Annotated in this window: 26 protein-coding genes; 14 read left to right on the forward strand and 12 right to left on the reverse strand. The window is 65.7% G+C overall.

From position 1 onward, the window contains the following. The first annotated feature begins 32 nt into the window (after window positions 1–32). The 3 genes from recR to rmuC all read left to right on the forward strand — a co-directional run bounded on the left by recR (window position 33) and on the right by rmuC (window position 3,054). The gene (gene recR / locus EV283_RS07740; RefSeq protein WP_056420182.1) at window positions 33–629 is read left to right on the forward strand and encodes a recombination mediator RecR; all 597 of its coding nucleotides are present in this window, start codon (window positions 33–35) and stop codon (window positions 627–629) included. A gap of 58 nt (window positions 630–687) precedes the next feature. Next, window positions 688–1,212 carry a peptide deformylase gene (def, locus tag EV283_RS07745; protein WP_107957185.1) on the forward strand — a complete coding sequence of 175 codons (525 nt, stop codon included), beginning with the start codon at window positions 688–690 and terminating at the stop codon, window positions 1,210–1,212. Window positions 1,213–1,695: 483 nt separating this feature from the next. After that, complete coding sequence (gene rmuC, locus EV283_RS07750; RefSeq protein ID WP_130324220.1) at window positions 1,696–3,054, forward strand: DNA recombination protein RmuC; 1,359 nt, start codon at window positions 1,696–1,698, stop codon at window positions 3,052–3,054. Between the two features lie 392 nt (window positions 3,055–3,446). On the opposite strand, the gene rplI is transcribed toward rmuC, so the two are convergent. The 4 genes from rplI to EV283_RS07775 form a co-directional block, all read right to left on the reverse strand. After that, on the reverse strand, window positions 3,447–4,043 hold the full coding sequence (gene rplI, locus EV283_RS07760) for a 50S ribosomal protein L9 (RefSeq protein ID WP_130324224.1): 597 nt from the start codon (window positions 4,041–4,043) through the stop codon (window positions 3,447–3,449). An 11-nt stretch (window positions 4,044–4,054) separates the two neighbouring features. After that, the gene (rpsR, locus tag EV283_RS07765; protein ID WP_031393978.1) at window positions 4,055–4,279 is read right to left on the reverse strand and encodes a 30S ribosomal protein S18; all 225 of its coding nucleotides are present in this window, start codon (window positions 4,277–4,279) and stop codon (window positions 4,055–4,057) included. 2 nt (window positions 4,280–4,281) lie between these two features. Beyond that, window positions 4,282–4,719, reverse strand: coding sequence for a 30S ribosomal protein S6 (gene rpsF / locus EV283_RS07770; protein WP_130324226.1), 438 nt, complete (start codon window positions 4,717–4,719; stop codon window positions 4,282–4,284). Window positions 4,720–4,879: 160 nt separating this feature from the next. Further along, entirely contained in the window at window positions 4,880–5,236 is a 357-nt protein-coding gene (locus EV283_RS07775) for an RcnB family protein (RefSeq protein ID WP_130324228.1), read from the reverse strand. 194 nt (window positions 5,237–5,430) lie between these two features. Between EV283_RS07775 and fabD the strand changes: the two genes are divergently transcribed. From fabD to mltG, 6 genes are all read left to right on the forward strand, one after another. Then, window positions 5,431–6,390 carry an ACP S-malonyltransferase gene (gene fabD / locus EV283_RS07780; RefSeq protein ID WP_130324230.1) on the forward strand — a complete coding sequence of 320 codons (960 nt, stop codon included), beginning with the start codon at window positions 5,431–5,433 and terminating at the stop codon, window positions 6,388–6,390. Between the two features lie 33 nt (window positions 6,391–6,423). Continuing rightward, window positions 6,424–6,846, forward strand: coding sequence for a GxxExxY protein (locus EV283_RS07785; RefSeq protein ID WP_056420164.1), 423 nt, complete (start codon window positions 6,424–6,426; stop codon window positions 6,844–6,846). Window positions 6,847–6,860: 14 nt separating this feature from the next. Beyond that, the gene (gene fabG, locus EV283_RS07790) at window positions 6,861–7,598 is read left to right on the forward strand and encodes a 3-oxoacyl-[acyl-carrier-protein] reductase (RefSeq protein WP_130324232.1); all 738 of its coding nucleotides are present in this window, start codon (window positions 6,861–6,863) and stop codon (window positions 7,596–7,598) included. A 77-nt stretch (window positions 7,599–7,675) separates the two neighbouring features. Then, a complete protein-coding gene (locus tag EV283_RS07795) occupies window positions 7,676–7,912 on the forward strand; it encodes an acyl carrier protein (protein ID WP_031393971.1) in 237 nt (78 codons plus the stop codon). A gap of 121 nt (window positions 7,913–8,033) precedes the next feature. Then, window positions 8,034–9,293 carry a beta-ketoacyl-ACP synthase II gene (fabF, locus tag EV283_RS07800; RefSeq protein WP_130324234.1) on the forward strand — a complete coding sequence of 420 codons (1,260 nt, stop codon included), beginning with the start codon at window positions 8,034–8,036 and terminating at the stop codon, window positions 9,291–9,293. Between the two features lie 101 nt (window positions 9,294–9,394). Continuing rightward, entirely contained in the window at window positions 9,395–10,363 is a 969-nt protein-coding gene (gene mltG / locus EV283_RS07805; RefSeq protein ID WP_130324236.1) for an endolytic transglycosylase MltG, read from the forward strand. Window positions 10,364–10,523: 160 nt separating this feature from the next. Here the strand turns inward: mltG and eda are convergent, their stop codons facing one another. The 8 genes from eda to EV283_RS07845 all read right to left on the reverse strand — a co-directional run bounded on the left by eda (window position 10,524) and on the right by EV283_RS07845 (window position 18,031). Next, window positions 10,524–11,132, reverse strand: a complete 609-nt coding sequence (gene eda, locus EV283_RS07810) for a bifunctional 4-hydroxy-2-oxoglutarate aldolase/2-dehydro-3-deoxy-phosphogluconate aldolase (protein ID WP_130324238.1) — start codon at window positions 11,130–11,132, stop codon at window positions 10,524–10,526. Continuing rightward, window positions 11,129–12,097 (reverse strand): glucokinase, encoded by a 969-nt coding sequence (gene glk / locus EV283_RS07815; RefSeq protein ID WP_130324240.1) that lies wholly within the window; start codon window positions 12,095–12,097, stop codon window positions 11,129–11,131. Before glk ends, eda begins: the two co-directional genes overlap by 4 nt. A gap of 142 nt (window positions 12,098–12,239) precedes the next feature. After that, window positions 12,240–14,054: a phosphogluconate dehydratase gene (gene edd, locus EV283_RS07820; protein ID WP_130324242.1), complete on the reverse strand. Its 1,815-nt coding sequence runs from the start codon at window positions 14,052–14,054 to the stop codon at window positions 12,240–12,242. Between the two features lie 2 nt (window positions 14,055–14,056). After that, on the reverse strand, window positions 14,057–14,761 hold the full coding sequence (gene pgl, locus EV283_RS07825) for a 6-phosphogluconolactonase (protein ID WP_107957192.1): 705 nt from the start codon (window positions 14,759–14,761) through the stop codon (window positions 14,057–14,059). Between the two features lie 171 nt (window positions 14,762–14,932). Further along, the gene (gene zwf, locus EV283_RS07830; RefSeq protein WP_130324244.1) at window positions 14,933–16,396 is read right to left on the reverse strand and encodes a glucose-6-phosphate dehydrogenase; all 1,464 of its coding nucleotides are present in this window, start codon (window positions 16,394–16,396) and stop codon (window positions 14,933–14,935) included. A gap of 36 nt (window positions 16,397–16,432) precedes the next feature. Next, window positions 16,433–17,356: an N-acetyl-gamma-glutamyl-phosphate reductase gene (gene argC / locus EV283_RS07835; protein WP_130324246.1), complete on the reverse strand. Its 924-nt coding sequence runs from the start codon at window positions 17,354–17,356 to the stop codon at window positions 16,433–16,435. Then, on the reverse strand, window positions 17,353–17,775 hold the full coding sequence (locus tag EV283_RS07840; RefSeq protein WP_242615858.1) for an SH3 domain-containing protein: 423 nt from the start codon (window positions 17,773–17,775) through the stop codon (window positions 17,353–17,355). Before EV283_RS07840 ends, argC begins: the two co-directional genes overlap by 4 nt. Then, window positions 17,699–18,031 carry a MarR family transcriptional regulator gene (locus EV283_RS07845; RefSeq protein WP_055880475.1) on the reverse strand — a complete coding sequence of 111 codons (333 nt, stop codon included), beginning with the start codon at window positions 18,029–18,031 and terminating at the stop codon, window positions 17,699–17,701. Before EV283_RS07845 ends, EV283_RS07840 begins: the two co-directional genes overlap by 77 nt. Window positions 18,032–18,266: 235 nt before the next feature. Between EV283_RS07845 and secG the strand changes: the two genes are divergently transcribed. From secG to panB, 5 genes are all read left to right on the forward strand, one after another. Continuing rightward, a complete protein-coding gene (gene secG, locus EV283_RS07850) occupies window positions 18,267–18,665 on the forward strand; it encodes a preprotein translocase subunit SecG (RefSeq protein ID WP_056420137.1) in 399 nt (132 codons plus the stop codon). A gap of 85 nt (window positions 18,666–18,750) precedes the next feature. Next, complete coding sequence (locus EV283_RS07855) at window positions 18,751–20,385, forward strand: CTP synthase (protein ID WP_130324248.1); 1,635 nt, start codon at window positions 18,751–18,753, stop codon at window positions 20,383–20,385. Between the two features lie 257 nt (window positions 20,386–20,642). After that, window positions 20,643–23,066 carry a TonB-dependent receptor gene (locus EV283_RS07860; RefSeq protein WP_130324250.1) on the forward strand — a complete coding sequence of 808 codons (2,424 nt, stop codon included), beginning with the start codon at window positions 20,643–20,645 and terminating at the stop codon, window positions 23,064–23,066. A gap of 204 nt (window positions 23,067–23,270) precedes the next feature. Continuing rightward, window positions 23,271–23,705, forward strand: coding sequence for a hypothetical protein (locus EV283_RS07865; protein ID WP_242615859.1), 435 nt, complete (start codon window positions 23,271–23,273; stop codon window positions 23,703–23,705). A gap of 63 nt (window positions 23,706–23,768) precedes the next feature. After that, window positions 23,769–24,629, forward strand: coding sequence for a 3-methyl-2-oxobutanoate hydroxymethyltransferase (panB, locus tag EV283_RS07870; RefSeq protein WP_055879481.1), 861 nt, complete (start codon window positions 23,769–23,771; stop codon window positions 24,627–24,629). The last annotated feature ends 63 nt before the right edge of the window (window positions 24,630–24,692 follow it).

Raw genomic sequence — 24,692 nt, forward strand, 5'->3', positions numbered from 1 at the left:
CGGGGAGCCGCGCAACCCCCTATCTGTTCCAGATGGCATCCCCCGAGATCGAGGCGCTGACGCAGGCGCTGGCCCGGCTCCCCGGCCTCGGCCCCCGGTCCGCACGTCGCGCCGTGCTGCATCTGCTCAAGAAGCGCGACGCCGCGCTGGGCCCCTTGCGCGAGGCGCTGACCGCGGTCGACGAGCGGCTCGAGAATTGCACCACCTGCGGCAACGTCGACACCACCAACCCGTGCGCGATCTGCGCCGACCCGCGCCGCGACCAGCGATCGCTGTGCGTGGTCGAGGAAGTGGCCGATCTCTGGGCGCTCGATCGCTCGCGGCTGTTCCCCGGTCGCTTCCACGTGCTGGGCGGCCGGCTGTCCGCGCTCGAAGGCATCCGCCCCGAGGATCTCAGCATCGACAGCCTCGTCCGCCGGATCGAGGCGGGGGGCATCGACGAGGTCGTGCTCGCGATGAACGCCACGCTCGAGGGGCAGACGACCGCGCATTACATCGCCGAGCGGATCGAACGCTTCCCGGTCCGCGTCACGCAGCTCGCGCACGGCCTGCCAGTCGGCGGCGAACTCGACTATCTCGACGAGGGGACGCTCGCGCAGGCGTTGCGCGCGCGCCGCCCCATGGCGTGATCTTGTCGACTTGACCCAAATGCTTGACGGCCCCCCGCGCGGAACCTAGCTGCGCGGTATGACCGTAATGACCGTTCTCGAAGTCCCCGATCCCCGCCTGCGCCTCGTCGCCGAGCCGGTGGACACGGTCGACGACTCCATCCGCACGCTCGTCGCCGACATGATCGAGACGATGTACGACTTCAACGGCATCGGCCTGGCCGCGACTCAGGTCGGCGTGCAGAAGCGTGTCCTCGTCATCGACCTTCAGGAAGAGAAGGACGAGGAGGACAAGCCGATCAAGGCACCCAAGGCGTATATCAACGCCGAGATCCTGTCGGTCAGCGACGAGATGTCGACGTACAACGAAGGCTGCCTCTCGATCCCCGAGCAATATGCCGAGGTCGCCCGCCCGTCGCGCTGCGTCGTCAAGTGGCTCGACGAGACCGGCGCGGCGTTCGAGGAAGAACTCGACGGCCTGCTCTCGACCTGCATGCAGCACGAGATCGACCATCTCGACGGCGTGCTGTTCATTGACCACATCAGCCGGTTGAAGCGCGACATGGTGCTGAAGAAGCTGGCAAAGGCCCGCAAGCTGGGGTGAGGGACTGAGCACACGCACGACGGTGACTGCTTGGGTATGGCCGCAGGTGTAAGCCCGCGCATGTGATCGCTTAATAGGCGCGTCCGCTTACCCAACACGCCACCACCCCGGCGAAGGCCGGGGCCCAGTTGGAAAGGTCGCAGTAACGACGCGATGCGCCAAGTTGGCGACGTCCCCCAACTGGACCCCGGCCTCCGCCGGGGTGGTACCCATATACTGCGGCGAGTACCCCACCCCCCCTAGTTCTCCCGCGAAGGCGGGAGCCCAGAACCACAAACGCCACCGCTCGCGACCTAAGCCTCCCGCCTCCGCTCGACAGCACGATATTCACACTGTCCTACCCCACGCGTTCGACGTATGTTCCACGCATGACGTCCCCACACCCCTCCCAAACCCGCTCGACACCCCTCGCATCTTCGCCCGAAACGATGCTGCACGTGCGTCTATACTTCCTATACTTCACTCCGGTCTCGGCCGCGCAAAATGGCTGAGTTCGCCATCATCGCCGTCCTCGCGCTCGCCGCGGGCGTCCTCCTGGGCTGGCTGCTGGCCTCCCGCCGCGCCACGACCCTGGCCAGCGACCTCGCCGTTGCCAGGACCAAGGCCGCCGACGCCGACCTCCTCCGCACTGCGCGCGACGCGGTCGAACGCGAGCGCAACGACGCGCAGCGCGATCTCGCCCGCCTCCAGGCGCAGAGCGAGGAGCGCCAGGCCGCGCACCTCGTCACTTTGCGCCAGTTGAAGGACGCCAACGACGCGATGACCGCGCAGTTCGGCGCCGCCGCCGCCAAGGCGCTCGAGGCCGCGCAGGTGCAATTCCTCGACCGCGCCGACGCGCGCTTCCGCCAGTCCGAGGAAACTGCGGGTCAGAATCTCAAGTCGATGCTCCAGCCGGTCAGCGATCGTCTGCAACGCTATGAAGAGGGCGTCGCCAAGGTCGAGGCCGAGCGCCGCGACGCATTCGGCGACCTCAAGGGCCAGATCGAGCAGATGCGGCTCGGCCAGGAAAAGGTATCGACCGAGGCCGCCAAGCTGGTCAATTCCTTGCGCAATGCCCCCAAGTCGCGCGGCCGCTGGGGCGAGCAGCAGCTCAAGAACGTCCTCGAAACCTGCGGCCTCAGCGAACACACCGACTTCCAGACCGAAGTTAGCGTCGCGGTAGGCGATGACGGCGCCAGGTTGCGCCCAGATGCGATCATCCGAGTCCCCGGCGGCCGCGCACTGGTCATAGACGCGAAGGTGTCGCTCAACGCCTATCAGGACGCGTTCGGCGCGGTCGACGATGCCGAGCGGCTGATCGGTCTCGCGGCGCATGCGGCGTCGATGCGCGCGCACGTCAACGGCCTCGGCAACAAGGCCTATTGGAGCCAGTTCGCCGACACGCCCGACTATGTGATCATGTTCGTCCCCGGCGAGCATTTCCTCTCGGCGGCACTCGAGCACGACCCGACGCTGTGGGATTTCGCGTTCGAAAAGCGCGTGTTGCTCGCAACGCCGACCAACCTGATCGCGATCGCGCGCACGGTGGCCGCGGTCTGGCGGCAGGAAAAGCTCGCCAACGAAGCGCGCAAGATTGGCGAGCTCGGCAAGGAGATGCACGACCGCCTCGCCAAGGTCGCGGACGACCTGCGCAAGGTCGGCGTCGGTCTCAACAGCGCGGTGAAGAATTTCAACGGCTTCACCAACTCGTTCAACGGCCGCCTGATGGTAACCGGCCGCAAGTTCCGCGACCTCAATATCGAGACGGGCGCCCGCGATCTGGAGGACGTGTCCTCGGTCGATGCACTCGCGCTAGGCGAGGGGCCTGCGTTGATCGAGAAGCCTGAAGACGCGCAAACCTGACACGACGAACCACCCCGGCGAAGGCCGGGGCCCAATTGGGGGACGCGAATGATGGACGCTGCGCCCCGTTACCCCGGCCTTGCCAACTGGGCCCAGCCTCCGCCGGGGTGGTGGAAAAGTAATCCTGTTCTCGACCAGAAAACCGATCGGTACAAAATTCGTTCACCTCCCGGAAACCTTTATCGAAGCCACGCATTATCCCGGCAACACCCCTCAGAGTGACCCTGCCATGAAGCATCTCGTCCCCATCTTCTGCGCGCTCATCCCCTTCGCCGCCGTGATCGGCGCCTGCGTAACCTGCCCCTGATCCGCATCTCGAATGCGCAAAGAAAAAGGCCCGCCCGGATCGCTCCGGGCGGGCCTTTTCGTAGCGGCCGGATAAGGCGAGGGGGTTAGCCCTGCGCCTCGTCCTCCTGGTCGCGCGGTGCTTCGGCGGTGGCGCCGGGCTCTGCGTTCGGATCGTAATCCTCGACGAAGCCAGCCTCGTCACGCTCGAACATCGACGACATCACGTCGACGCCCGAAGCCTGCATCTCGGCCTCTTCCGGCGAGCGGGCGACGTTGACCTTGACGGCCACCGACACCTCGGGGTGGAGTGCAACCTTGACGGTGTACACGCCGATCGCCTTGATCGGCTTGTCGAGCACGATCGCCGACTTGGCGACCTTGTGACCATCGGCCACCAGCGCGTCGACCAGATCGCGAACCGCGACCGAACCGTAGAGCTGACCGGTGTTCGACGCCTGACGGATCAGGGTGATGGTCGTGTCGTTGAAGGTCTTCGCTTCGGTCTCGGCATCGCTGCGACGCGATGCGTTGTCCGATTCGATCCGCGCACGGTTCGCTTCGAACACCTTGCGGTTGGCTTCGTTCGAACGAAGCGCCTTCTTGTTCGGGAGAAGGAAGTTACGGGCGTAGCCGTCCTTTACCTTCACCACGTCGCCGATGGCGCCGAGCTTTTCGACGCGCTCAAGCAGAATGACGTCCATGTGGGCGCTCCTTACTTAACGATGTAGGGCAGCAGGCCCAGATGACGCGCACGCTTGATGGCCTGGGCCAGTTCGCGCTGCTTCTTTGCGGCCACCGAAGTGATACGCGACGGGACGATCTTGCCACGCTCGGACACGAAGCCCTGCAGCAACCGGACGTCCTTATAGTCAATCCGGGGAGCGTCTTTGGCGGAGAACGGGCAGCTCTTGCGGCGGCGGAAGAATGGACGTGCCATGATTATTCAGCTCCCTCTTCGCGGTCACGACGGGGACCACGGTCCGGACGATCGCCGCGGTCAGGACGGCCACCCTCGCGGCCACCTTCGCGGTCGCCACGACGCTCACGGTCGCGGTCCGACTTGCGCATCATCACGGTCGGGCCCTCTTCGAGCGTGTCGACCTTGACCGTCATGTAACGGATGATGTCTTCGTTGATCTGCGTCTGGCGCTCCAGCTCTGCGATCACGCTGCCCGGGGCATCGATCTCGAGCATCACATAGTGCGCCTTGCGGTTCTTGGCGATCTTGTATGCCAGCGAACGCAAGCCCCAGTTCTCGGTCTTTACGACCCGACCTTCGTTGTCGTTCACGATCTTGGTGGCGATTTCCGCCAGAGCGTCCACCTGCGCTTGTGCCAGATCCTGGCGCGCAAGGAACACGTGCTCGTAAAGAGCCATGTCTTGTCCTTCGTCTTGGCCGATCGCTGATACACGCCCCATGCGTGCACCCCTCCGGCTGTCGTCTAGAATGCAAACAGGGGCGAGAGACGCGAATCTCTCACCCCGGTTGCAAAGGCCCTTACCCGATTATCGGGGAAAGGCAAGGTGGGCGACAACCTTACCGGAACGCGCCGCCACGCACCTGGACCACGTTGCCGCGGCCGTTGATCAGGATCGCATCATTGCCCGACCGGACCCACTGGCTGCCACGCGGCGGGGCGGCGAGGCGATAGTTGCGGTAGGTCGTGATCACGCGATAGTTCTGCGCCTGGCGACGATCGAAGCGCTGGCCGGCGCGCCAGTTGCGCTGCTGCGGTGCGCGGACGACCGTCTTCTTGGTGACGACGGTGCGGCCGTTGTCGTTGTGGCGCACGGTGGTCACTTCGCGGCGCTGCTGCGCGTCGGCCGGGGCGGCGGCGAGCAGCGGGCTCGCGACGAGGGTGGCGGCAAGCGCGCTGAGGATGAACTTCTTCATGGTAATCTCCCGTTGAAACACGGCGCCGTTGCTGCGGCGTCCTCCATAATCTGGGGGCCGGTTGTCGCAGGTGCTTGTCGCAAGGGGAGCGAAATGGTCGCAGTTTGTCGCAAACCCGGCGGGCTCGTTCAGGTTCGCGCGGTTGCAACTCGGCCCGCACCTTTCTAGTCCGCCCGCTTCAAAGAGGAGAGGTCATGCGCGCGTTCATCTTCCCCGGCCAGGGGAGCCAGTCTGTCGGCATGGGCAAGGCACTCGCCGACGCCAGCGCCACCGCCCGCGAGGTCTTTGCGGAAGTCGACGAGGCGCTCGGGCAGCACCTGTTCCGGCTGATGAGCGAAGGTCCGGCGGACGACCTGCTCCTCACCGAGAATGCGCAGCCCGCGATCATGGCGAACGCGATCGCCACGTTGCGCGTCGCCGAGAAGGAGGGCGGTCTCCGCCTTGCCGACAAGGCCGACTATGTCGCCGGGCACAGCCTCGGCGAATATACAGCCTTGTGTGCCGCGGGCGCGCTCGACCTGTCGACCACCGCGCGGCTGCTCAAGCTGCGTGGCCGGGCGATGCAGGCGGCGGTACCGGTCGGCGAGGGGGCGATGGCGGCGTTGCTCGGCGCCGATCTGGAAAAGGCGCAGCTGATCGCGGGCGCCGCGGTCGATTCGATCCTGGCCGAGGGCGGGCCCGAGCTCGTGTGCACGGTCGCCAACGACAATGATCCGTCGCAGGTGGTCATCTCGGGCCACCGCCTCGCGATCGAGAAGGCGATCACGCTCGCCAAGGACCTGGGCGCCAAGCGCGCGGTCCTGCTCCCCGTTTCCGCGCCGTTCCACTGCCCGCTGATGCAGCCCGCCGCCGACGCGATGGAGGCGGCGTTGCTCGAGGCGGACCTGCGCGCGCCGCTGGTCCCCGTCTTCGCCAATGTCGACGCGGTCGCCGTCGCAGAGCCGGGCGCGATCCGGCATCTGCTGGTGCAGCAGGTGACCGGCATGGTCCGCTGGCGCGAATCGGTGCTGGCAATGCACGCGGCGGGTGTTGGCCAGTTCGTCGAATTCGGCGGCAAGGTGCTCGGCCCGATGGTCAAGCGCATCGCCCCCGACGCCGAGACGCTCAGCGTCATCACGATGGACGACATCGAGGCATTGGTTAAGGTGCTTTAGATTTCGCGCAGAGGCGCAGAGGACGCAGAGGTTATGAAAGATATCGATGCGGTCAGTGGCGACGTCCTCGATGTCGCACTGCGCCTGCATCGGGATCTGGGGCCGGGGCTTCTCGAAAGCGTCTACGAAGCGGTTCTTGCCGGTCGGTTGGTGGCGATGGGCTACAGCGTTGCGCGACAACGGGCGATCGATATCGAGTTTGAAGGCTTACGCTTCGAGGCGGCTTTCCGGATCGATCTGCTGGTTGACGACCGATTGGTCGTCGAGATCAAGTCGGTCGAGCGCCTTCTGCCGGTCCACGCGAAGCAACTGTTGACCTATCTCAGATTGACCAAACAGCCCGTCGGTTTGCTCATCAACTTCGGCGGGGACACACTGAAAGAGGGTGTCCGTCGTCTCGTCAACAACTACCGCCCCTCTGCGTCCTCCGCGCCTCTGCGCGAACAAATTTCTTGAATCTGGAGATTAGAATGTTCGACCTCACAGGCATGACTGCCCTCGTCACCGGCGCATCGGGCGGGATCGGGTCCGAGATCGCCAAGGCGCTCGCAGCGCAAGGCGCGCGGCTGGCGGTATCCGGGTCCAACGCCGATAAACTGGAGGCGTTTCGCGCCAGCCTTGGTGGCGATCACGTCGCACTGCCATGCAACCTGTCCGATGGCGCCGCGGTCGATGCACTCGTGCCGCAGGCGGTCGAGGCGCTCGGGAAGATCGACATCCTCGTCAACAATGCCGGCGTCACGCGCGACAATCTCGCGATGCGGATGAAGGACGAGGAGTGGGACAGCGTCATTCGCGTCAATCTCGAAGCCGCGTTCCGCCTCATGCGCGCCGCCGCCAAGCCGATGATGAAGGCGCGCTTCGGCCGCATGATCTCGGTCACGTCGATCGTCGGCGTCACCGGCAATCCGGGGCAGGCGAACTATGCCGCGTCGAAGGCGGGGCTGATCGGTATGTCGAAATCGATGGCGCAGGAACTCGCCAGCCGCGGCATCACCGTCAATTGCGTCGCGCCCGGTTTCATCACCTCGCCGATGACCGACGCGCTGCCCGAGGCGCAGAAGACCGCGCTGACGACGAAGATTCCGGCGGGTCGCCTCGGTGAAGGCGCAGACATCGGCGCCGCCGTCGTGTATCTCGCAAGCCGCGAAGCCGGCTACGTCACGGGACAAACCGTGCACGTGAACGGCGGGATGGCGATGATCTGAACTTGCGCGCTGAACTGCCGCGTTCTAGGTGCGTTCAGGAAATACCGAAAACCCCCAGATTTGAAGAGGGAACTACCATGAGCGAGACCGCTGACCGCGTGAAGAAAATCGTCGTCGAGCATCTCGGCGTCGAAGCCGACAAGGTGACCGAGGACGCGAGCTTCATCGACGACCTGGGCGCAGACAGCCTCGACATCGTCGAACTCGTCATGGCGTTCGAGGAAGAATTCGGCGTCGAGATCCCCGATGATGCCGCTGAGAAGATTGCGACCGTCAAGGATGCGATCACGTATATCGACGAGCACAAGGCCTGATCAGGGTTTAAGGTCCATCACCTTGGACCTGCCCCGATGGGTATGATTTGAACGGCTCCCCGTCCTTGGGCAAAGAGGGCGGGGAGCCGTTTCGTTTTGAGAGCAGACGGAGTTTGAGGTCATGCGGCGTGTCGTCGTAACCGGGCTAGGCCTGGTCACCCCCCTGGGGGCCGATGTTGAAACGGCTTGGGCGAATATCCTCGCCGGCAAGTCGGGTGCGGGCCCGATCACGCGCTTCGACGCGTCCGATCAGGTATGCCGCATCGCCTGTGAGGTGAAACCGGCCGACCATGAGTATGGCTTCGATCCCGGCAAGCGGGTGGATCACAAGGTCCAGCGCCAGGTCGATCCGTTCATCATTTACGGCATCGACGCGGCTGGCCAGGCTCTGGAAGACGCCGGGCTGACCGAGATGACGCTCGAAGAGAGCTGGCGTGCCGGCGTCTCGATCGGCTCGGGCATCGGTGGCCTGCCGGGCATCGAGAGCGAATCGATCGTTCTGCACACCAAGGGCCCGCGCCGGGTGTCGCCGCACTTCGTGCATGGTCGGCTGATCAACCTGATTTCCGGTCAGGTCTCGATTAAATACGGCCTGCGCGGCCCGAATCATGCGGTCGTCACCGCCTGCTCGACCGGTGCGCATGCGATCGGCGACGCCGCGCGGATGATCGCGATGGACGACGCCGACGTGATGCTCGCGGGCGGCGCGGAGGGCACCGTCTGCCCGCTCGGCATCGCCGGGTTCGCGCAGGCACGTGCGCTGTCGACCAACTTCAACGATTCGCCCGAAAAGGCCTCGCGTCCGTACGACAAGGACCGCGACGGCTTCGTGATGGGCGAGGGCGCCGGCGTGCTGGTCCTCGAGGAATATGAACACGCCAAGGCACGCGGCGCGAAGATGTATGCCGAAGTCATCGGCTATGGTCTGTCGGGCGACGCGTATCACGTCACCGCGCCGCATCCTGAAGGCGACGGCGCGTTCCGCTCGATGCAGATGGCAATCAAGAAGTCGGGCCTGAAGCTCGAGGACATCGATTACATCAACGCGCACGGCACCTCGACGCCTCTGGGTGACGAGCTCGAGCTCGGCGCGGTGCGTCGTCTGTTCGGCGATGCGATCGCGGGTCTGTCGATGTCGTCGACCAAGTCGGCGATCGGGCATCTGCTCGGCGGTGCCGGTGCGGTCGAGAGCATCTTCTGCATCCTCGCGCTGCGCGACCAGATCGTCCCGCCGACGCTGAATCTCGACAATCCGAGCGACAGCTGTGTGGGTGTCGACCTCGTCCCGCACGTCGCCAAGAAGCGCGAAGTCCGCGCGGTGCTGAACAACTCGTTCGGCTTCGGTGGTACGAATGCGTCGTTGGTGATGACGAAGGTTTAGTAATCCTGTTCCCCGGCGAACGCCGGGGTCCAGTTGGGTAAGTGGTGCGATTTATCGGAGGGCCTGCCCAACTGGGCCCCGGCCTCCGCCGGGGAACTATAGTGCGCAAGGTCGGCTGTTTCGGACTCGTCTTAGGCCTCGCAGCGGTAGTAGCGCTGTTCCTGGTCGTGCAAGGCTGGGGCGGCGCCGGCCCGGCCTCCCGCACGCTGACCGTGCAGATCGGCGAAGGCAGCACGCTCGCCGGTGCTGCCACCGAACTCGAAAAGGCCGGTGCGATACCCTCGGCCCGGCGCTTCCGCCTGTATGCGCGCGTGTTCGGATCAGGCGACCCGATCAAGGCCGGCGAATACCGCATTGCGCCGCACGCAAGCCAGTCCGACATCCTCAAGCTGATGCAGGGCGGCAAGGTCGTCCAGCGGCTGGTGGCGGTTCCCGAGGGCTATCCCTCGGTCCTCGTCCACGATGCGCTGATGAAGGCGGACGGCCTCACCGGTGACGTGCCGGTCCCCGCGGAAGGTTCGATCCTGCCCGACAGCTATGCGTTCCAGGCGGGCGATACGCGCGCGTCGGTCGTCACGCGCATGCAGTCGGCGATGAAGACCTACCTCGCCAAGGCATGGGCCGCACGCAAACCGGGCATTGCCGTGACGACCCCCGAACAGGCGATCATCCTCGCCTCGATCGTCGAGAAGGAAACCGGCAAGCCGTCCGAGCGCGGCACCGTCGCCGCGGTCTATGGCAATCGCCTGCGCAACGGCATGCCGCTCCAGGCCGATCCGACGGTGATCTATCCGATCACCAAGGGCCGTCCGCTCGGCCGCCGCATCCTGCGGTCGGAGCTGCACGCCAAGAACGGCTACAACACCTATGCGAGCGCCGGGCTGCCGGTCGGGCCGATCGCCAACCCCGGCCGTGCGTCGATCGATGCGGTGCTCGACCCGGCGCAGACCCAGGCGCTGTATTTCGTCGCGGATGGCACTGGCGGCCATGTGTTCGCGGACACGCTGGCCGAGCACAACGCCAACGTGAAGAAATGGTACGCCATCCGCAAAGCCCGCGGCGAGATGTGATCCTCCCCGGAACGGGGAGGGGGACCATCCGCAGGATGGTGGAGGGGGCTCACCGCGAGCGTACCAGCATTGGCGACTACGGCAGGCGGTACGCTCGTGGCGCTCCCCCCTCCACCCCGCCGCTGCGCGTCGCGGTCCCCCTCCCCGTGCCGGGGAGGATTTACCCCCGGAGTGCGTTTGCAGCGCGCGCCTTGATCTCGATCTCCGCCATCGTGCCGCCGGTCACCCAGCTACCACCAACGCAGAGCACCGGCTTGAACGCGAGCCACTCAGGCGCGCTCGCCTCGGTGATGCCGCCGGTCGGGCAGAAGCTGCACTGATAGAACGGCGCGGCCAGAGCCTTCAGCGCCTTCAACCCGCCATTCGCTTCAGCCGGGAAGAATTTGAAGTGAGTCAGACCAAGGTCGAGCCCGGTCATGATGTCCGCCGCATTGGCGATCCCCGGCAGGAACGGGATCCCGCTCTCGATGATCGGCATCGCGAGCCGTTCAGTCAGCCCCGGCGAGACGATGAACTCGGCGCCTGCATCGCGGACCTGCGCGAATTGCTGCGTGTTGACGACGGTGCCGGCACCGACGATCGCGCCCGGCACCTTCTTCATCTCGGCGATCGCCTCGAGCGCCGCACCGGTGCGCAACGTCACCTCGAGCACGCGCAGACCGCCGGCGACGAGCGCCTCGGCGAGCGGGCGCGCGAGCGCTGCATCCTCGATCACCAGCACCGGGATGACGGCGCTCGTCTGCATGATGTCTGCGATAGTCACGGTCATTGGGTGTGTTCCTGTGCGAAGGCGGCCGCGGCGCCGAACAGGCCGGGCTGGGGATGAGTGATGAGCTTGACGGGCATTGCCGCCATCATGCCCTGGAAGCGACCCTTGGCGACGAAGCGCTGGTCGAAGCCCGAGCGAATCAGGCGATCCTTGATCCGGAAGCCCAGCCCGCCGGCGATCACGACCGCTTTTGCGCCCTGCGCGAGCGCGAGGTCGCCAGAGACCGCGCCGAGTGCGAGGCAGAAGCGGTCGAGCGCGGCGAGCGCGATCGAATCGGTGCCGTCGATCGCCTCGGTCCAGATCGTCTTGTCGTCATGGCTGGGGACCGCGCGACCTTCGAGCGCGGCGAGCGTCTCGTAGATCGCGACGATTCCGGGGCCGGCGACGACGCGTTCAGCCGAGACGCGTGTGAACGTCTTGCGCAGGCGCTTGAGCAACGCATCCTCGATGCCGTCGAGCGGCGCGAAATCCATGTGGCCGCCCTCGGTTTCGAGGACCTGATAGCCGGTCTTGCGCCGCAGCAGTTGCGCGACGCCGAGCCCGGTACCGGGACCGCAGATCGTCGTGATGCCCTCGGATGGCAGCGGCGTGTCGGGGCCGCAAAGGTGGATGAAGTCGCTGCTCGGCACCTGCGCGACCGCGTGGCCGACCGCGCCGAAATCGTTGACGACCACCCACTGGTCTGCCTTCAGCCGCTCGGTGATCAGCGACTTGCGGATGATCCACGGGTTGTTGGTGAGGCGGATGACGTCGTTCGCCACGGGCGAGGCGACCGCGATTGCCAGCGCGCGGGGCAGGGGGCGACCAAGGCCTGCCTCGAACGCCTGGTAGGCGGTCTGCAGCGACGCGTGATCCGCGGTCTTCATCGTCGCCGGCTCGCCGAGCGCGACGACGCGGCCATTCTCGACCTCGGCGATCGCGAACCGCGCGTGCGTTCCGCCGATATCTGCCGCTACGATTTCCATCTCGTCTCTCCTGATTCTTGCCGTTCGTCCCGAGTAGCCATCGAGCTTGTCGAGATGGCATATCGACGGACAGGCCGCGGGGGGTGTCCGTCGATACGGGCTCTCGGCTTCGCTCGATCCCTACTCGGGACGAACGGATTTATTAAAGCCCGGCGCCTGCCAGCATCGCCGACGCGCCCTTCTCGGCTTCGTCGGCGAGCCCACGAAACATCCCGAACAGTTCGCGGCCCATGCCGCTGACCGGCGGCGGTGTCGCGACCATCTCGCGCGTTGCCCAGACGTCCGCGTCGACCAGTGCCTCCAGCGTGCCGTTCACCGCATCGACGCGAATCATGTCGCCGTCGCGGATCAGGCCGATTGCGCCGTCGAGCAGCGCCTCGGGCGAGCAATGGATCGCGCACGGCACCTTGCCGCTCGCACCCGACATCCGGCCATCGGTGACGAGCGCCACCTTGAACCCGCGGTTCTGCAGCACGCCGAGCGGCGGGGTCAGCTTGTGCAACTCGGGCATGCCGTTCGCGCGCGGCCCCTGGAAACGGACGACAACCACGACGTCCTTCTCCAACTCGCCGCGCTTGAACGCTTCGATGACGTCGAGCTGGTCGTCGAACACCATCGCGGGCGCCTCGACGATCCAGCGCTCACGCTCGACCGCGGAGACCTTGATGCACGCGCGGCCGATATTGCCCGCGAGGATCCGCATCCCACCATCGGCGGAGAAGGGCGCAGTCGCGGGACGGAGGATCGTCTCGTCGCCGCTGTCGGGGGTGTCGCGCCATTCAAGCGTGCCGTCCTCGACGACCGAGGTCTTCGCATAGGCCGACAGATCCTGCCCGCCGATCGTCATGATGTCGCAGTGGAGCAGGCCTTCGCTCAGTAGTTCGCGAATCACATAGGGCATCCCGCCCGCCGCCTCGAACGCGTTCACGTCGGCCGAGCCGTTGGGATAGACGCGCGCGATCAGCGGCACCGCAGCGGACAGGCGGTCGAAATCCTCCCAGTCGATGATGATCCCCGCCGCGCGCGCGATCGCGGGGACGTGGAGCAGGTGGTTGGTCGACCCGCCGGTCGCGAGCAGGCCGACGGCCGCATTGACGATCGCCTTCTCGTCGACGCAGTGGCCGAGCGGCCGGTAATCGTCGCCGCGCGCGCCGATCTTCGCGAGTCGGTGGACGGCTGCGCGTGTGAGTTCCTGTCGTAGTTTCGTGCCCGGATTGACGAACGCCGCACCCGGCATGTGGAGGCCCATGACCTCCATCATCATCTGGTTGGTGTTGGCGGTGCCGTAGAAGGTGCAGGTGCCCTTCGAATGATAGGCGCCGATCTCGGCCTCGAGCAGTTCCTCACGGCCGACGAGACCCTCGGCGAACTTCTCGCGCACCGCGGCCTTCGCCTTGTTGGGCAGGCCCGTCGGCATCGGCCCACCCGGGATCAGCACCATCGGCAGATGGCCGAAGCGCAGCGCGCCCATCAGCAGCCCCGGCACGATCTTGTCGCAGATACCGAGCAGCGCCGCGCCCTCGAAGGTGCCGTGGCTCAGCGCGATCGCGGTGCTCAGCGCGATCGTGTCGCGGCTGAACAGCGACAGCTCCATCCCCGGATACCCTTGCGTCACGCCGTCGCACATCGCCGGCACGCCGCCCGCGACCTGCGCGGTGGCACCGGCCTCGCGTGCCCAGACCTTCATCAGCTCGGGGTAGCGGTAATAGACCGCGTGCGCCGACAGCATGTCGTTATACGCCGTCACGATGCCGATGTTCATGCCGGCATCGGCCTTCATCGCATCGCGATCCTCCTCGGTCCCGGCATAGGCGTGCGCGAGGTTCGCGCAGCCGAGACCCGGACGCCGGACCTGCGAGGCCGCCTCGCGCTCGATCAGCGCGAGATACGCGGCGCGGCTGTCGCGCGAGCGGTCCATGATCCGGTCGGTGACCGCGGCGACGACGGCGTTCAGCATGGTCAGGCGGCCCAGTGGACGTCTACGGGCAGCTCGACCTCGGCCAGCACGCGGCCGATCGGGTAGGACGAGGATGGACCCTGCTCGATCGCCTGTTCGAGGACCTTCTTCTTCTCGTCGCCGGTGATCATGATCATCAGCGCCTTCGACGAGGCAATCGCCGCCGCCGACAGCGTCACGCGCGCCAGCGGCGCCTCGGGCGGCAGCGGATCGGGCATCACGCCGAGCGCGCGGCGTTCCTTGGGACCGCTCAGCGCCTCGTCATAATCGGGGCCGGGGAAGATCGACGCGGTATGCCCGTCGCCGCCCATGCCGAGCAGGCAGAAGTCGAGCGGCCAGTGCAGGTCCTGCATCAGCGCATCTGCCGAACGGCCCGCCGCCTTGTAATCGGACATCGCCTCGGGGACGATCGGCTTCACGCGCGCGCCCTTGGGCAGGAAGATCTTCGCCAGTGCGGTGACGTTCGACAGCGGATCGCCGAGCTTCACGATACGCTCGTCGCCAGGGATGATCGTGACCTTCTTCCAGTCGAGCTTGGCCTGGGCGAGCTTTTCATACGCGGCCATCGGCGTCTTGCCGCCGGCCAGCGCGATCACCGCCGAGCCGCGCGCGTCGAGCGCGCTCTCGATGACGAACTGGATGTCACCCGCGACGGCGTTGGCGAGCTCGTCCGCGTCCTCGTAATCCCACCATTCGATCTCGGTCATATGCTCAAACTCACTCAGAAAATTGCTGTCAAAAATGCCGTTCGTGCCGAGTAGGGATCGAGCGAAGCCGAGAGCCCGTATCGAGGTACAATGCCACAATCGGGCCTATCCCTCGATACGCCTTCTCGACTTCGCTCGAAGGCTACTCGGGACGAACGGAAAGAAACAAACTCAGTCGTCCTGCCAGGTCACCCCGTCGCGCTCGGTGAGCGCGATCGCGGCGGAGGGCCCCCAGCTACCCGATGCATAGCTTTTGGGCTTCATCGCGTTCGCCTTCCACCCCTCGCGGATCGCATCGATCCAGGTCCACTGCGCCTCGACCTCGTCGCGGCGCACGAACAACGTCTGGTCGCCCTCGATAAGGTCAAGCAGCAGGCGTTCATAGGCGATGCGGCGCCGCGAGCCGGCAAACTCGGCATCGAGGCTGAGGTTCAGCGGCACCTCGCGCAGGCGGACGCCTTCGCGGTCGAGCCCCGGCTCCTTCGCCATCACGAGCAACTGGACATACTCCTCCGGCTGAAGGCGGATGATCAGCATGTTGGGCTGCAACAGCCCGCCACGGCCCGCGAACATCGAATGCGGCACGGCCTTGAACTGGATCGCGATCTCGCTCTGGCGAGTCGCCATGCGCTTGCCGGTGCGCAGGTAGAACGGCACGCCCTGCCAGCGCCAATTGTCGACATGCGCCTTGATCGCGACGAACGTCTCGGTCGTCGAGGGCTTGCCGAGTTCGTCGGAATAGCTCTTGACGATCTTCCCATTCACCGCGCCTTCGCCATATTGGCCGGTCACCGTGACATGCGGCGCCTCCTCTGGCTTGATCATTCGCAACGAGCGGAACACCTTCGACTTCTCGTCGCGAACGTCGGTGCCTTCGAACCGCGCAGGCGGCTCCATCGCGATCAGCGCGAGCAGCTGGAGCATGTGGTTCGCGACCATGTCACGCAGCGCACCCGCCGTCTCGTAATAGCCCGCACGCTCCTCGAGCCCGACCGTCTCGGAGATCGTGATCTGGACGTTGTCGATCCCCTGCGCATTCCAGACGGGCTCGAAGAACGAGTTGCCGAAGCGCAGCGCGAGGATGTTCTGGACGGTTTCCTTGCCGAGATAATGATCGATCCGATAGGTCCGGTCCTCGGGGAAGGCCTTCGCGACCGCGTCGTTGATCTCGCGGCTGGTTGCCAGATCGTACCCGAGCGGCTTTTCGAGGCCGACGCGTACGGTCTCGCCAGCGAGGCCGACCTTGCCAAGCCCCTCGATCGCGGACTCGAACAGCGACGGCGCAGTCGACAGGTAGATGGCCAGGCCGCCCGAAATGTCGCCGATCTTGTCCGCGAGCGGCTGGAAGCTCGCCGGATCGGACAGGTCGGTCGGCTGGTAATGGATCCGGTCGAGAAACGATCCGATCGCGGCCTCGTCCTTGCGATCGTCCGACAGGAACTCGTCGAGCGCCTTCTTGGCGAACGCCCGATACTGCGTGTCGTCATAGTCGTGACGCGCCGCGCCCGTGATCGTCAGTTCGTAGGGCAGCAAACCGTCGGCGTGCAGGCCATAAAGCGACGGCAGCAGCATGCGCTGTGCGAGATCGCCGGTCGCGCCGAACAGGAGCAGCTTGGCTACGGGGTTACGGTGCATGAAAGCTCCTGGAACTAGACGGTTTTGACGCCGGTCTTAGAAAACGAGGCCGGCTACGGGATCGACCCCGGCCATGATGTTGAGGTTCTGGACCGCAGCGCCGCCGGCGCCCTTGCCCAGATTGTCCAGCGTGGCGACCAGCCGTGCATGGCCGACGGCGTCGTTGCCGCACACCCGCAGTGTCAGACGGTCGGTGCCGGCATTCTCCTCGATATCGATCGCGCCGATATCGCCAGCCGCGACCGAGACGAGCGTCGAGCCGTCGAACGCTGCGCGCAAGGCGTCCTCGATCGCTGCCAGACTTGGGCGGCCGGGCAGCGCGTGAAGATGCAGCGGTACTTCGACGACCATGCCGCGATAGGCGTTGGCCACCGCCGGCGCGAAGATCGGCGCGTGGACGAGGCCTGCATGCTGGGTCATCTCGGCAATATGCTTGTGCGCAAGGCCCAGCGCGTAGGCGCGGAACACCGTCGCCGTGCTGCCAGCTTCGAACTCGGCGATCATCGCCTTGCCGCCGCCGGAATAGCCCGACGTCGCATTGACGCTGAGCGGCAGGTCGGCGGGAAGGAGCTTGGCGGCAACGAGTGGCGCGACGAGCGCGAGGAAGCCGGTCGGATAGCAGCCGGGGTTTGCGACGCGCATCGCGGTCGCGACGATCTCGGCCTGGCCCGGCAGCTCGGGAAAGCCGTAGGTCCAGCCTGCCGCGACACGGTGCGCGCTGGAGGCGTCGATCACGCGGGTGCGGGGATTGTCGATCAGCGCGACCGCTTCGCGCGCGGCGTCGTCGGGCAGGCAGAGGATGACGAAGTCGGCATCGTTCAGCGCTTCGCGCCGAGCGGCGGGATCCTTGCGCAGGTCTTCGGCGAGCAGCGCGATCGAAATGTCATCGCGCCCGGCGAGCCGTTCGCGGATTTCGAGACCGGTGGTGCCGACCGCGCCATCGATGAAGACGCTGGTCATGCGGAGGCGTCCGGCGCCAGATCGAGCGCTTCGGCCTCGACATAACCGACAAGGCCGCTGGGACGTGCGACGCCCCAGGCGGAAACGCCAGCAATCTCTAACACTTCGAAACTGTCGCCGGGATTGAGGTCGACCATCGTATCGCTCGCTTCATCTCGTCCGCTGCGCAACAAAGCTGTGCGCGCGACGGGCCGTATCATCGGCACAGCATAGTGTGGAGCGAATACGTATTCGGCGAGGCGAATGTCGGCGATATCGCGGCGAACCGCGTGCGTGCGCGGGTCGAGCTGGACCGAACGGCCCGTCAGCGCGAAGCTGGCACGGGCCTTGTCGTCGAACGGCTCAAGCGTGAGCGGCGGTGTGGCCGTTTGCGCCGGCTGGGGCGGGGCCGTCGCCGATGAATTGCCCGAACTCTTCAAGAAAATCTGCCCCTTCGGTCGTGCGCGCGACGAAGATATTGCGCTTGTCGCTGTCGTCGCGTTGCCGGCGCAGATAGCCGAGGGCACCCAATCTGTTCAAGGCGCGCGTGACGACCGGCTTCGATACATTGAGCGCACGGGCCAGCCCGCGCACAGTATGTGGCCCCGGTTTGAGGTAGACGAGCAGAAGCAGGGCCATCTGACGATTGGTCAGATCGGGTTCGCCCGAGCGGACATAATCCACCAGAGCGGTCATCCAGGTCGATAAGGTATTGGCTGCCATTGATGCCACAGCGTTGATCCGCCATCTGAATTTATATGCACGATACCCAGTCATGAGCGTCATTACGGGTTCATAACGCCCGCCTGCGCGGCTTGTTTCCGTAGTTTTGAGGGGCGCATGCGATATGCGGTGTCCGGGTTGCGGTTGATCGTAGCCGCAGCCTCGACTATGTGCGCGCCTTCGCAAAAGTTCCGGGGTTTTCCGCGCAATGTTCGCCTTCCTGCTCGTCATCCACGCGATCATCGCGGCCGCCCTCGTCACGGTGATCCTCATGCAGCGGTCGGAAGGCGGCGGTCTGGGCATGGGCGGCAGCCCGTCCGGCCTTATGTCGGCCCGCGGTGCCGCCGATTTCCTGACCCGCGCGACCGGCGTTCTTGCAACGATGTTCGTGCTGTTCTCGATCCTGCTCGCCGTCCTCGCAGCGAATCACCGCACCACGACGATCGACACCTCGCTCGCCCGTACCCCGGCAGCGGCCGCGACGACCGTCCCGACCGCACAGCCCAAGGGTGATGCGGCACCGTTCGCCGGTGGCGCAGAAAACGCCGGCGCTCCGGCGGCGGCAACGGCACCTGCCGACAACGGCGCGGTCCCACTCGCCCGATAAACACTCCATTCGCCGATAATTAGCCCCTGCGTGAACCGCGGGGCTCTTGTCGTTCGTCCCCAACACACGCTACGAGACTCTTCCCATGGCTCGGTACATTTTCATCACCGGGGGCGTGGTTTCGTCGCTCGGTAAAGGTCTCATGGCGGCATCGCTTGCCGCTCTCCTCCAGGCACGCGGCTACAGCGTCAGGATCCGGAAGTTCGATCCGTATCTGAACGTCGATCCCGGCACGATGTCGCCCTATCAGCATGGCGAGGTCTACGTCACTGACGACGGCGCGGAGACGGATCTCGATCTCGGCCATTACGAGCGCTTCACCGGCGTTCCGTCGCGTCAGTCGGACAACGTCACCTCGGGGCGCATCTATCAGCAGATCATCGCCCGCGAGCGCCGCGGCGACTATCTCGGCGCGACCGTGCAGGTCATCCCGCACGTCACCGACGCGATCAAGGCGTTCGCGCGCGCCGAGACCGACGATCTCGATTTCGTGCTGTGCGAGATCGGCGGCACCGTCGGCGATATCGAATCGCTGCCGTTCATCGAGGCGATTCGCCAGCTGAAGAACGAGGAAGGTCGCGGCAAGGCGATCAGCATCCACGTGACCCTGGTCCCCTACATCGCCGCCGCTGGCGAGCTGAAGACCAAGCCGACCCAGCATTCGGTCCGCGAGCTCGCAGCACTCGGCGTCCAGCCAGACGTGCTGGTCTGCCGTTGCGAGCACCCGCTGCCGCCGTCGGAGCGCGCCAAGATCGCGCTGTTCTGCAACGTGCCCGCCAGCGCGGTCATCCCCGCGCTCGACGCTAAGAGCATCTATGCGGTTCCACTCCAGTATCACGGCGAAGGCCTCGACATTGAAGTGCTGCGCGCGTTCGGGATTGAACCCGCCGAGGCGCCCGATCTGTCGCGCTGGACCGAGATCATGGACCGGCTCACCAATCCGCAGGGCGAGGTCACGATCGGCGTGGTCGGCAAATATGTCGGCCTGCAGGACGCGTACAAGTCGCTCAACGAGGCGCTGGTGCATGGTGGCATCGCCAACCGCGTGAAGGTCAACGTGCGCTGGATCGACGCCGAGCTGTTCGAGAATGCCGAAAGCGACATCGCCGGCCAGCTTGAGCCGTGCGACGCGATCCTCGTGCCGGGCGCGTTCGGCGAGCGTGGCGCAGAGGGCAAGATCGCATCGGTCAAGTTCGCGCGCGAGCGGAAAATTCCGTATTTCGGGATCTGCTTCGGGATGCAGATGGCGTGCGTCGAGGGCGCGCGTCATCTCGGCGGCGTCGCCGATGCCTCGTCGACCGAGTTCGGCCCGACCGAGCAGCCGGTGGTCGGCATGATCACCGAGTGGATGGGCCGCGAAGGCCTCGAAACACGCGCGGCCGAGGGCGACATGGGCGGCACGATGCGACTCGGTGCGTATGACGCGACGCTCGACGGCAACAGCGTCGTCGCGTCGATCTATGGCGGGACCGATATTTCGGAGCGTCATCGTCACCGCTACGAAGTGAACACCGGGTACAAGGAAGCGCTCGAACAGGGCGGCCTCGTCTTCTCGGGCATGTCGCCCGACGGCACGCTGCCCGAGATCGTCGAGCGTCCCGATCATCCCTGGTTCGTCGGCGTCCAGTTCCACCCGGAGCTGAAGTCGAAACCGTTCGATCCGCACCCGCTGTTCGCCAGCTTCATCGAGGCTGCAGTCAAGCAGAGCCGCCTGGTCTGATTTCCCTCTCCCGGCGGGAGAGGGGGCGTAGACGATTGCTCGCAATCGTTATTCCCGCGGAGGCGGGAACTCATAATGGCTGACCTTTGCGTCTTTGGATCCCCGCCTCCGCGGGGATGACGGACCACCGGTCAAGGCAGCCGGCGTTCGAGTCGACGAAGCCGAGAAGTCCGGCTTTGCCGGACCCAAGACAACGCCACATTGAATCCCCCCTGAATTACTGGACATTACGCGCCAGGGTTCAGGGGAAATACTCGATGTCGCTTACGCTCGCGCTGCTGTTGGCCGGTCAGGCCGCCACCGTTCCATCGCCCGCTACTCCGCCTACTGCGCAGCAAGCCCCTGTCGACGAGCAGGCGCGCGGGCGGCTCGGCAACCAGCAGCAGGGTGGGGGCGATGTCGTCGTCACCGCGCGCCGTCGCGCCGAAACGATCCAGACGGTGCCGATCGCGATGTCGGTGATCGGCGGCACCGCGCTCGCGGAGACGGGGGCGTACAATGTCAGCCGGCTCACGCAGCTTCAGCCGACGCTGCAATTCTATTCCACCAATCCGCGCAACTCGGCCGCGAACATCCGCGGGCTCGGCGCGCCGTTCGGCCTGACCAATGACGGGATCGAGCAGGGCGTCGGCATCTATGTCGACCAGGTCTATTACAGCCGCATCGCCTCAGCGACGTTCGACTTCACCGATACCGAGCGGATCGAAGTGTTGCGCGGCCCCCAGGGAACGCTGTACGGCAAGAACACCACCGCGGGCGCGATCAACATCACCACGCGCAAACCCAGCTTCACCCCCGAGGCGCGGATCGAACTGACCGGGGGCAATTATGATTTCTTTCAGGGTAAGGCGTCGGTGTCGGGCCCGCTGGTCGACGACAAGGTCGCGATCCGGCTGTCGACGTCGATCACGACTCGGCGCGGGACGATCTACAACGTCCGCACCGGCGAGCATCTCAACAGCCAGGACAATCTCGGTTTCCGGGGCTCAATGCTGTGGCAGGCGGCCCCCAATCTCGATCTGACGTTGTACGCCGATTACAGCCGCCAGAATCCCGATTGCTGCGTCCAATATTACGTCCGCACGGGCGCGACGCAGCGGCCGACCAACCGGCAATATGCCGCACTCGCCGCCGCACAGGGCTATGTCGTCCCGTCGACCAACGCGTTCGACCGCGTGACCGACGTCGACACCCCGCTTCAGGCCAAGCAGGAGTTGGGCGGCCTGTCGCTGCTCGCCAATTGGGATATCGGCGCGTCGACGATCACGTCGGTCAGCGCGTTCCGGTTCTGGCATTGGGATCCCTCGAACGATCGCGACTTTACCGGGCTGCCGATCACCACCGTGTCCGCCAATCCGTCGCAGCAGAGCCAGTATAGCCAGGAGCTGCGGATCGCCTCGAACGGGAAGCACACGCTCGATTACGTGCTCGGCGCGTTTTATTTCTACCAGACGATCGATACGCAGGGCCTGCAGGTCCAGGGGTCGGCCGCGAGCGCGTTCCTGCTCAACCCGACCAGCGCGGGCGGGCGTAATCCGGCGACGTTGAACGGGCTGACCGCGCGCAACACGATCGGCTTCACCAACACGAGCGCCGCGCTGTTCGGCAAGCTGACTTGGAACGTCAGCGACCGGCTCCAGATCGTGCCGGGGCTGCGGTTGAACTACGACAAGAAGAAGGGCGATTACGTCTCGGTCGTCACCAACGGGACCGGCACTGCGCTGACCGCGGATCAGCGCGGCGTGCTGGCGCCGCAGAGCTATCAGCCCGATTTCGACAACTGGAACCTGTCGGGCGATGTCACCGCGGCCTACACGGTGACCTCCGACGTCCACGCCTATGCGACCTATGCGCGCAACTACAAATCGGGCGGGATCAACCTGTCGGGCCTACCGCTCGACGGCGCCAGTAACCCGATCCTGTCCGCGGCGACCGTGAAGCCCGAAACGGTCAATCATTACGAGCTGGGCCTGAAGACGCAGCTCGCCGACCGTCGCATCACGCTCAATCTCGCGGCGTTCTGGACCGAGATCAGTGATTACCAGGCGACCGTCACCAACGGCCAGCTCGGCGTGTTGCGCGGCTATCTCGCCAATGCCGGCAAGGTCCGGACGCGCGGGCTCGAATTCGATTCGGCCTTCCGCCCGTCGTCGCGCTTCACCGTCTATGCCAACGGCGCCTATACCGATGCGAAATACGTCAAGTTCATCGACGCGCCATGCCCGCCAGAGCTGTCCGGCGGCACCACCGCGACCGCCAGCCAGACGCCCAGCGCGCCCGGTACTGCCGGCGGGATCAGCCCGCAGAACTGCGACATTTCCGGGCAGCGCCTGCCCGGCGTGTCGAAATGGGCGTTTTCCTATGGCGCAGAATATGATCTCCCCGCGCGGATCGCCGGGCTAGAGGGGCAGGTCTATCTCGGCTATGACGGCAGCTACCGGTCGACCTTCTCGTCCAATCCGTCGCGCTCGGCCTATACCGATATCAACGGCTATGCGCTCAGCAACTTCCGCCTCGGGTTCAAGGCGAAGGACAGCTGGAACGTGTTCGGCTGGCTGCGCAACGCGTTCGACGAGCATTATTACGAGGTGCTCGCGCTCCAGTCCGGCAGCACCGGGCTCGTCGTCGGCCAGCCGGGTGATCCGCGGACCTATGGCCTGACCGTCTCGCGATCATTCTGATCGTCACGACGTATTCAGGTTTGACGGTCTATAAAGCAGGATACGGCCCGGAGAGGCATCGCAGTCGGAAGCTCCCGATGTCTCTCCGGTTCGCGTCGCGCGAAGGCCGCAAGATGCCTCCCAAGCCATCCCCTTGCGCGCACCCGCTGCGAAGCGCAGTCTGCTGATCCAAGGCAAACACGCCGGGACAGCAGGGGTGGCCGCATGTTCTTCGTACGACAGGGGCCCTTGTGGTTTCGGTTGACCACCGGCGTCCTCGTCGCCTGGGGTCTTATCGGCTGCTTCATGTGCCTCCAGCCGGTCCGGCTCGGTGCCGACGCGATGGGCCATGCGACCAGCTACGACCGTGCGCTCTACGCCGCGCTGCCGGGCTGGTATGATCCGCTGTTCGCGGTTGTGGTCCTGACCGGCCTGATCGGCGCGGTCCTGTTGTTCTTGCGCCGTGCCAGCGCCCGCCCTTTTTTGATCGCATCGCTGGTCGCGATGATCGTGCAGTTCGGCTGGCTGTTCGCCTCGACCGACATCGTCGCGCACAAGGGCGCCAGCGAGACGCTCGTCTTCCCGATCGTGATCATCGGTATCGCCGCCTTTACGCTGTGGCTCGTTGGCCACGCCCGGCAAAAGGGCTGGGCGGTTTGATCCGCGTTAGACTGAACCGGGTTAGGCTGGGCGAGACGCGGCACTGGCGCTACTAGCGGTCGCATGTCCACGACCTACACCCTCGACACCGCGACGAGTCGCGCGAACCCGACGCCGGCGCCTCTCAAGCGCCTGACGATCCCCGCGATCCGACGGCAGAAGGGCAAGACGCCGCTCGTCATGCTCACCGCCTACACCGTGCGGACCGCGCAGCTGCTCGATCCGCACTGCGACATGCTGCTCGTCGGCGACAGCCTGGGCCAGGTGGTCTACGGCCTGCCGTCGACCGTCCCCGTCACGCTCGAGATGATGGCCGCGCACGGCGCGGCGGTGGTGCGCGGCAGCTATCACGCGGTGGTCGTCATCGACATGCCGTTCGGCAGCTACGAGGCGTCGCCCGAAAAGGCGTTCGAGAGCGCGGCGTGGCTGCTGAAACAGACCGGCGCGGCGGCGGTAAAGCTCGAGGGCGGCACCGCGATGGCGCCGACCGTCAAGTTCCTCACCGAGCGCGGAATTCCGGTGATGGGGCATGTCGGTCTCACCCCGCAGGCGGTGAACGTGCTCGGCGGCTACGGCGCGCGTGGTCGCACGCCCGAGGAAGCGGCCAAGATCGTCGCCGACGCGCAGAGCATCGCCGAAGCCGGCGCCTTCGCGCTGGTGATCGAGGGCGTGGTCGAGCCGATCGCGATCGAGATCACCACCACGATCGCCTGCCCGACGATTGGCATCGGTGCGTCGGCGCAGTGCGACGGGCAGGTGCTCGTTGCCGAAGACATGCTCGGGATGTTCGAGCGTACCGCCAAGTTCGTGAAGCGCTTTGCCGATATCGCCGACACGATCGCGTCGGCGGCGCAGACCTATGCCGAGGACGTCCGCACCCGCGCATTTCCGGGGCCTGAGCAGGTCTACGCCCCCAAGGATTGATCCGCTTCCGTTTCGGTCCCGGCGCGGCTAAGGTCCGCGCCGTCCATCCCCCAATATTCCGGA

The organism is Sphingomonas sp. BK036, assembly GCF_004216825.1.
In the GTDB taxonomy this organism is placed as follows: Bacteria; Pseudomonadota; Alphaproteobacteria; order Sphingomonadales; family Sphingomonadaceae; genus Sphingomonas.

Bases quoted from the DNA above. Each gene is read 5' to 3' on its own strand.
- recR (WP_056420182.1), top strand. From the start codon at position 33: ATGGCATCCCCCGAGATCGAGGCGCTGACGCAGGCGCTGGCCCGGCTC.
- def (WP_107957185.1), top strand. From the start codon at position 688: ATGACCGTAATGACCGTTCTCGAAGTCCCCGATCCCCGCCTGCGCCTC.
- rmuC (WP_130324220.1), top strand. From the start codon at position 1,696: ATGGCTGAGTTCGCCATCATCGCCGTCCTCGCGCTCGCCGCGGGCGTC.
- rplI (WP_130324224.1), bottom strand. From the start codon at position 4,043: ATGGACGTCATTCTGCTTGAGCGCGTCGAAAAGCTCGGCGCCATCGGC.
- rpsR (WP_031393978.1), bottom strand. From the start codon at position 4,279: ATGGCACGTCCATTCTTCCGCCGCCGCAAGAGCTGCCCGTTCTCCGCC.
- rpsF (WP_130324226.1), bottom strand. From the start codon at position 4,719: ATGGCTCTTTACGAGCACGTGTTCCTTGCGCGCCAGGATCTGGCACAA.
- EV283_RS07775 (WP_130324228.1), bottom strand. From the start codon at position 5,236: ATGAAGAAGTTCATCCTCAGCGCGCTTGCCGCCACCCTCGTCGCGAGC.
- fabD (WP_130324230.1), top strand. From the start codon at position 5,431: ATGCGCGCGTTCATCTTCCCCGGCCAGGGGAGCCAGTCTGTCGGCATG.
- EV283_RS07785 (WP_056420164.1), top strand. From the start codon at position 6,424: ATGAAAGATATCGATGCGGTCAGTGGCGACGTCCTCGATGTCGCACTG.
- fabG (WP_130324232.1), top strand. From the start codon at position 6,861: ATGTTCGACCTCACAGGCATGACTGCCCTCGTCACCGGCGCATCGGGC.
- EV283_RS07795 (WP_031393971.1), top strand. From the start codon at position 7,676: ATGAGCGAGACCGCTGACCGCGTGAAGAAAATCGTCGTCGAGCATCTC.
- fabF (WP_130324234.1), top strand. From the start codon at position 8,034: ATGCGGCGTGTCGTCGTAACCGGGCTAGGCCTGGTCACCCCCCTGGGG.
- eda (WP_130324238.1), bottom strand. From the start codon at position 11,132: ATGACCGTGACTATCGCAGACATCATGCAGACGAGCGCCGTCATCCCG.
- glk (WP_130324240.1), bottom strand. From the start codon at position 12,097: ATGGAAATCGTAGCGGCAGATATCGGCGGAACGCACGCGCGGTTCGCG.
- edd (WP_130324242.1), bottom strand. From the start codon at position 14,054: ATGCTGAACGCCGTCGTCGCCGCGGTCACCGACCGGATCATGGACCGC.
- pgl (WP_107957192.1), bottom strand. From the start codon at position 14,761: ATGACCGAGATCGAATGGTGGGATTACGAGGACGCGGACGAGCTCGCC.
- zwf (WP_130324244.1), bottom strand. From the start codon at position 16,396: ATGCACCGTAACCCCGTAGCCAAGCTGCTCCTGTTCGGCGCGACCGGC.
- argC (WP_130324246.1), bottom strand. From the start codon at position 17,356: ATGACCAGCGTCTTCATCGATGGCGCGGTCGGCACCACCGGTCTCGAA.
- EV283_RS07845 (WP_055880475.1), bottom strand. From the start codon at position 18,031: ATGACCGCTCTGGTGGATTATGTCCGCTCGGGCGAACCCGATCTGACC.
- secG (WP_056420137.1), top strand. From the start codon at position 18,267: ATGTTCGCCTTCCTGCTCGTCATCCACGCGATCATCGCGGCCGCCCTC.
- EV283_RS07855 (WP_130324248.1), top strand. From the start codon at position 18,751: ATGGCTCGGTACATTTTCATCACCGGGGGCGTGGTTTCGTCGCTCGGT.
- EV283_RS07860 (WP_130324250.1), top strand. From the start codon at position 20,643: ATGTCGCTTACGCTCGCGCTGCTGTTGGCCGGTCAGGCCGCCACCGTT.
- EV283_RS07865 (WP_242615859.1), top strand. From the start codon at position 23,271: ATGTTCTTCGTACGACAGGGGCCCTTGTGGTTTCGGTTGACCACCGGC.
- panB (WP_055879481.1), top strand. From the start codon at position 23,769: ATGTCCACGACCTACACCCTCGACACCGCGACGAGTCGCGCGAACCCG.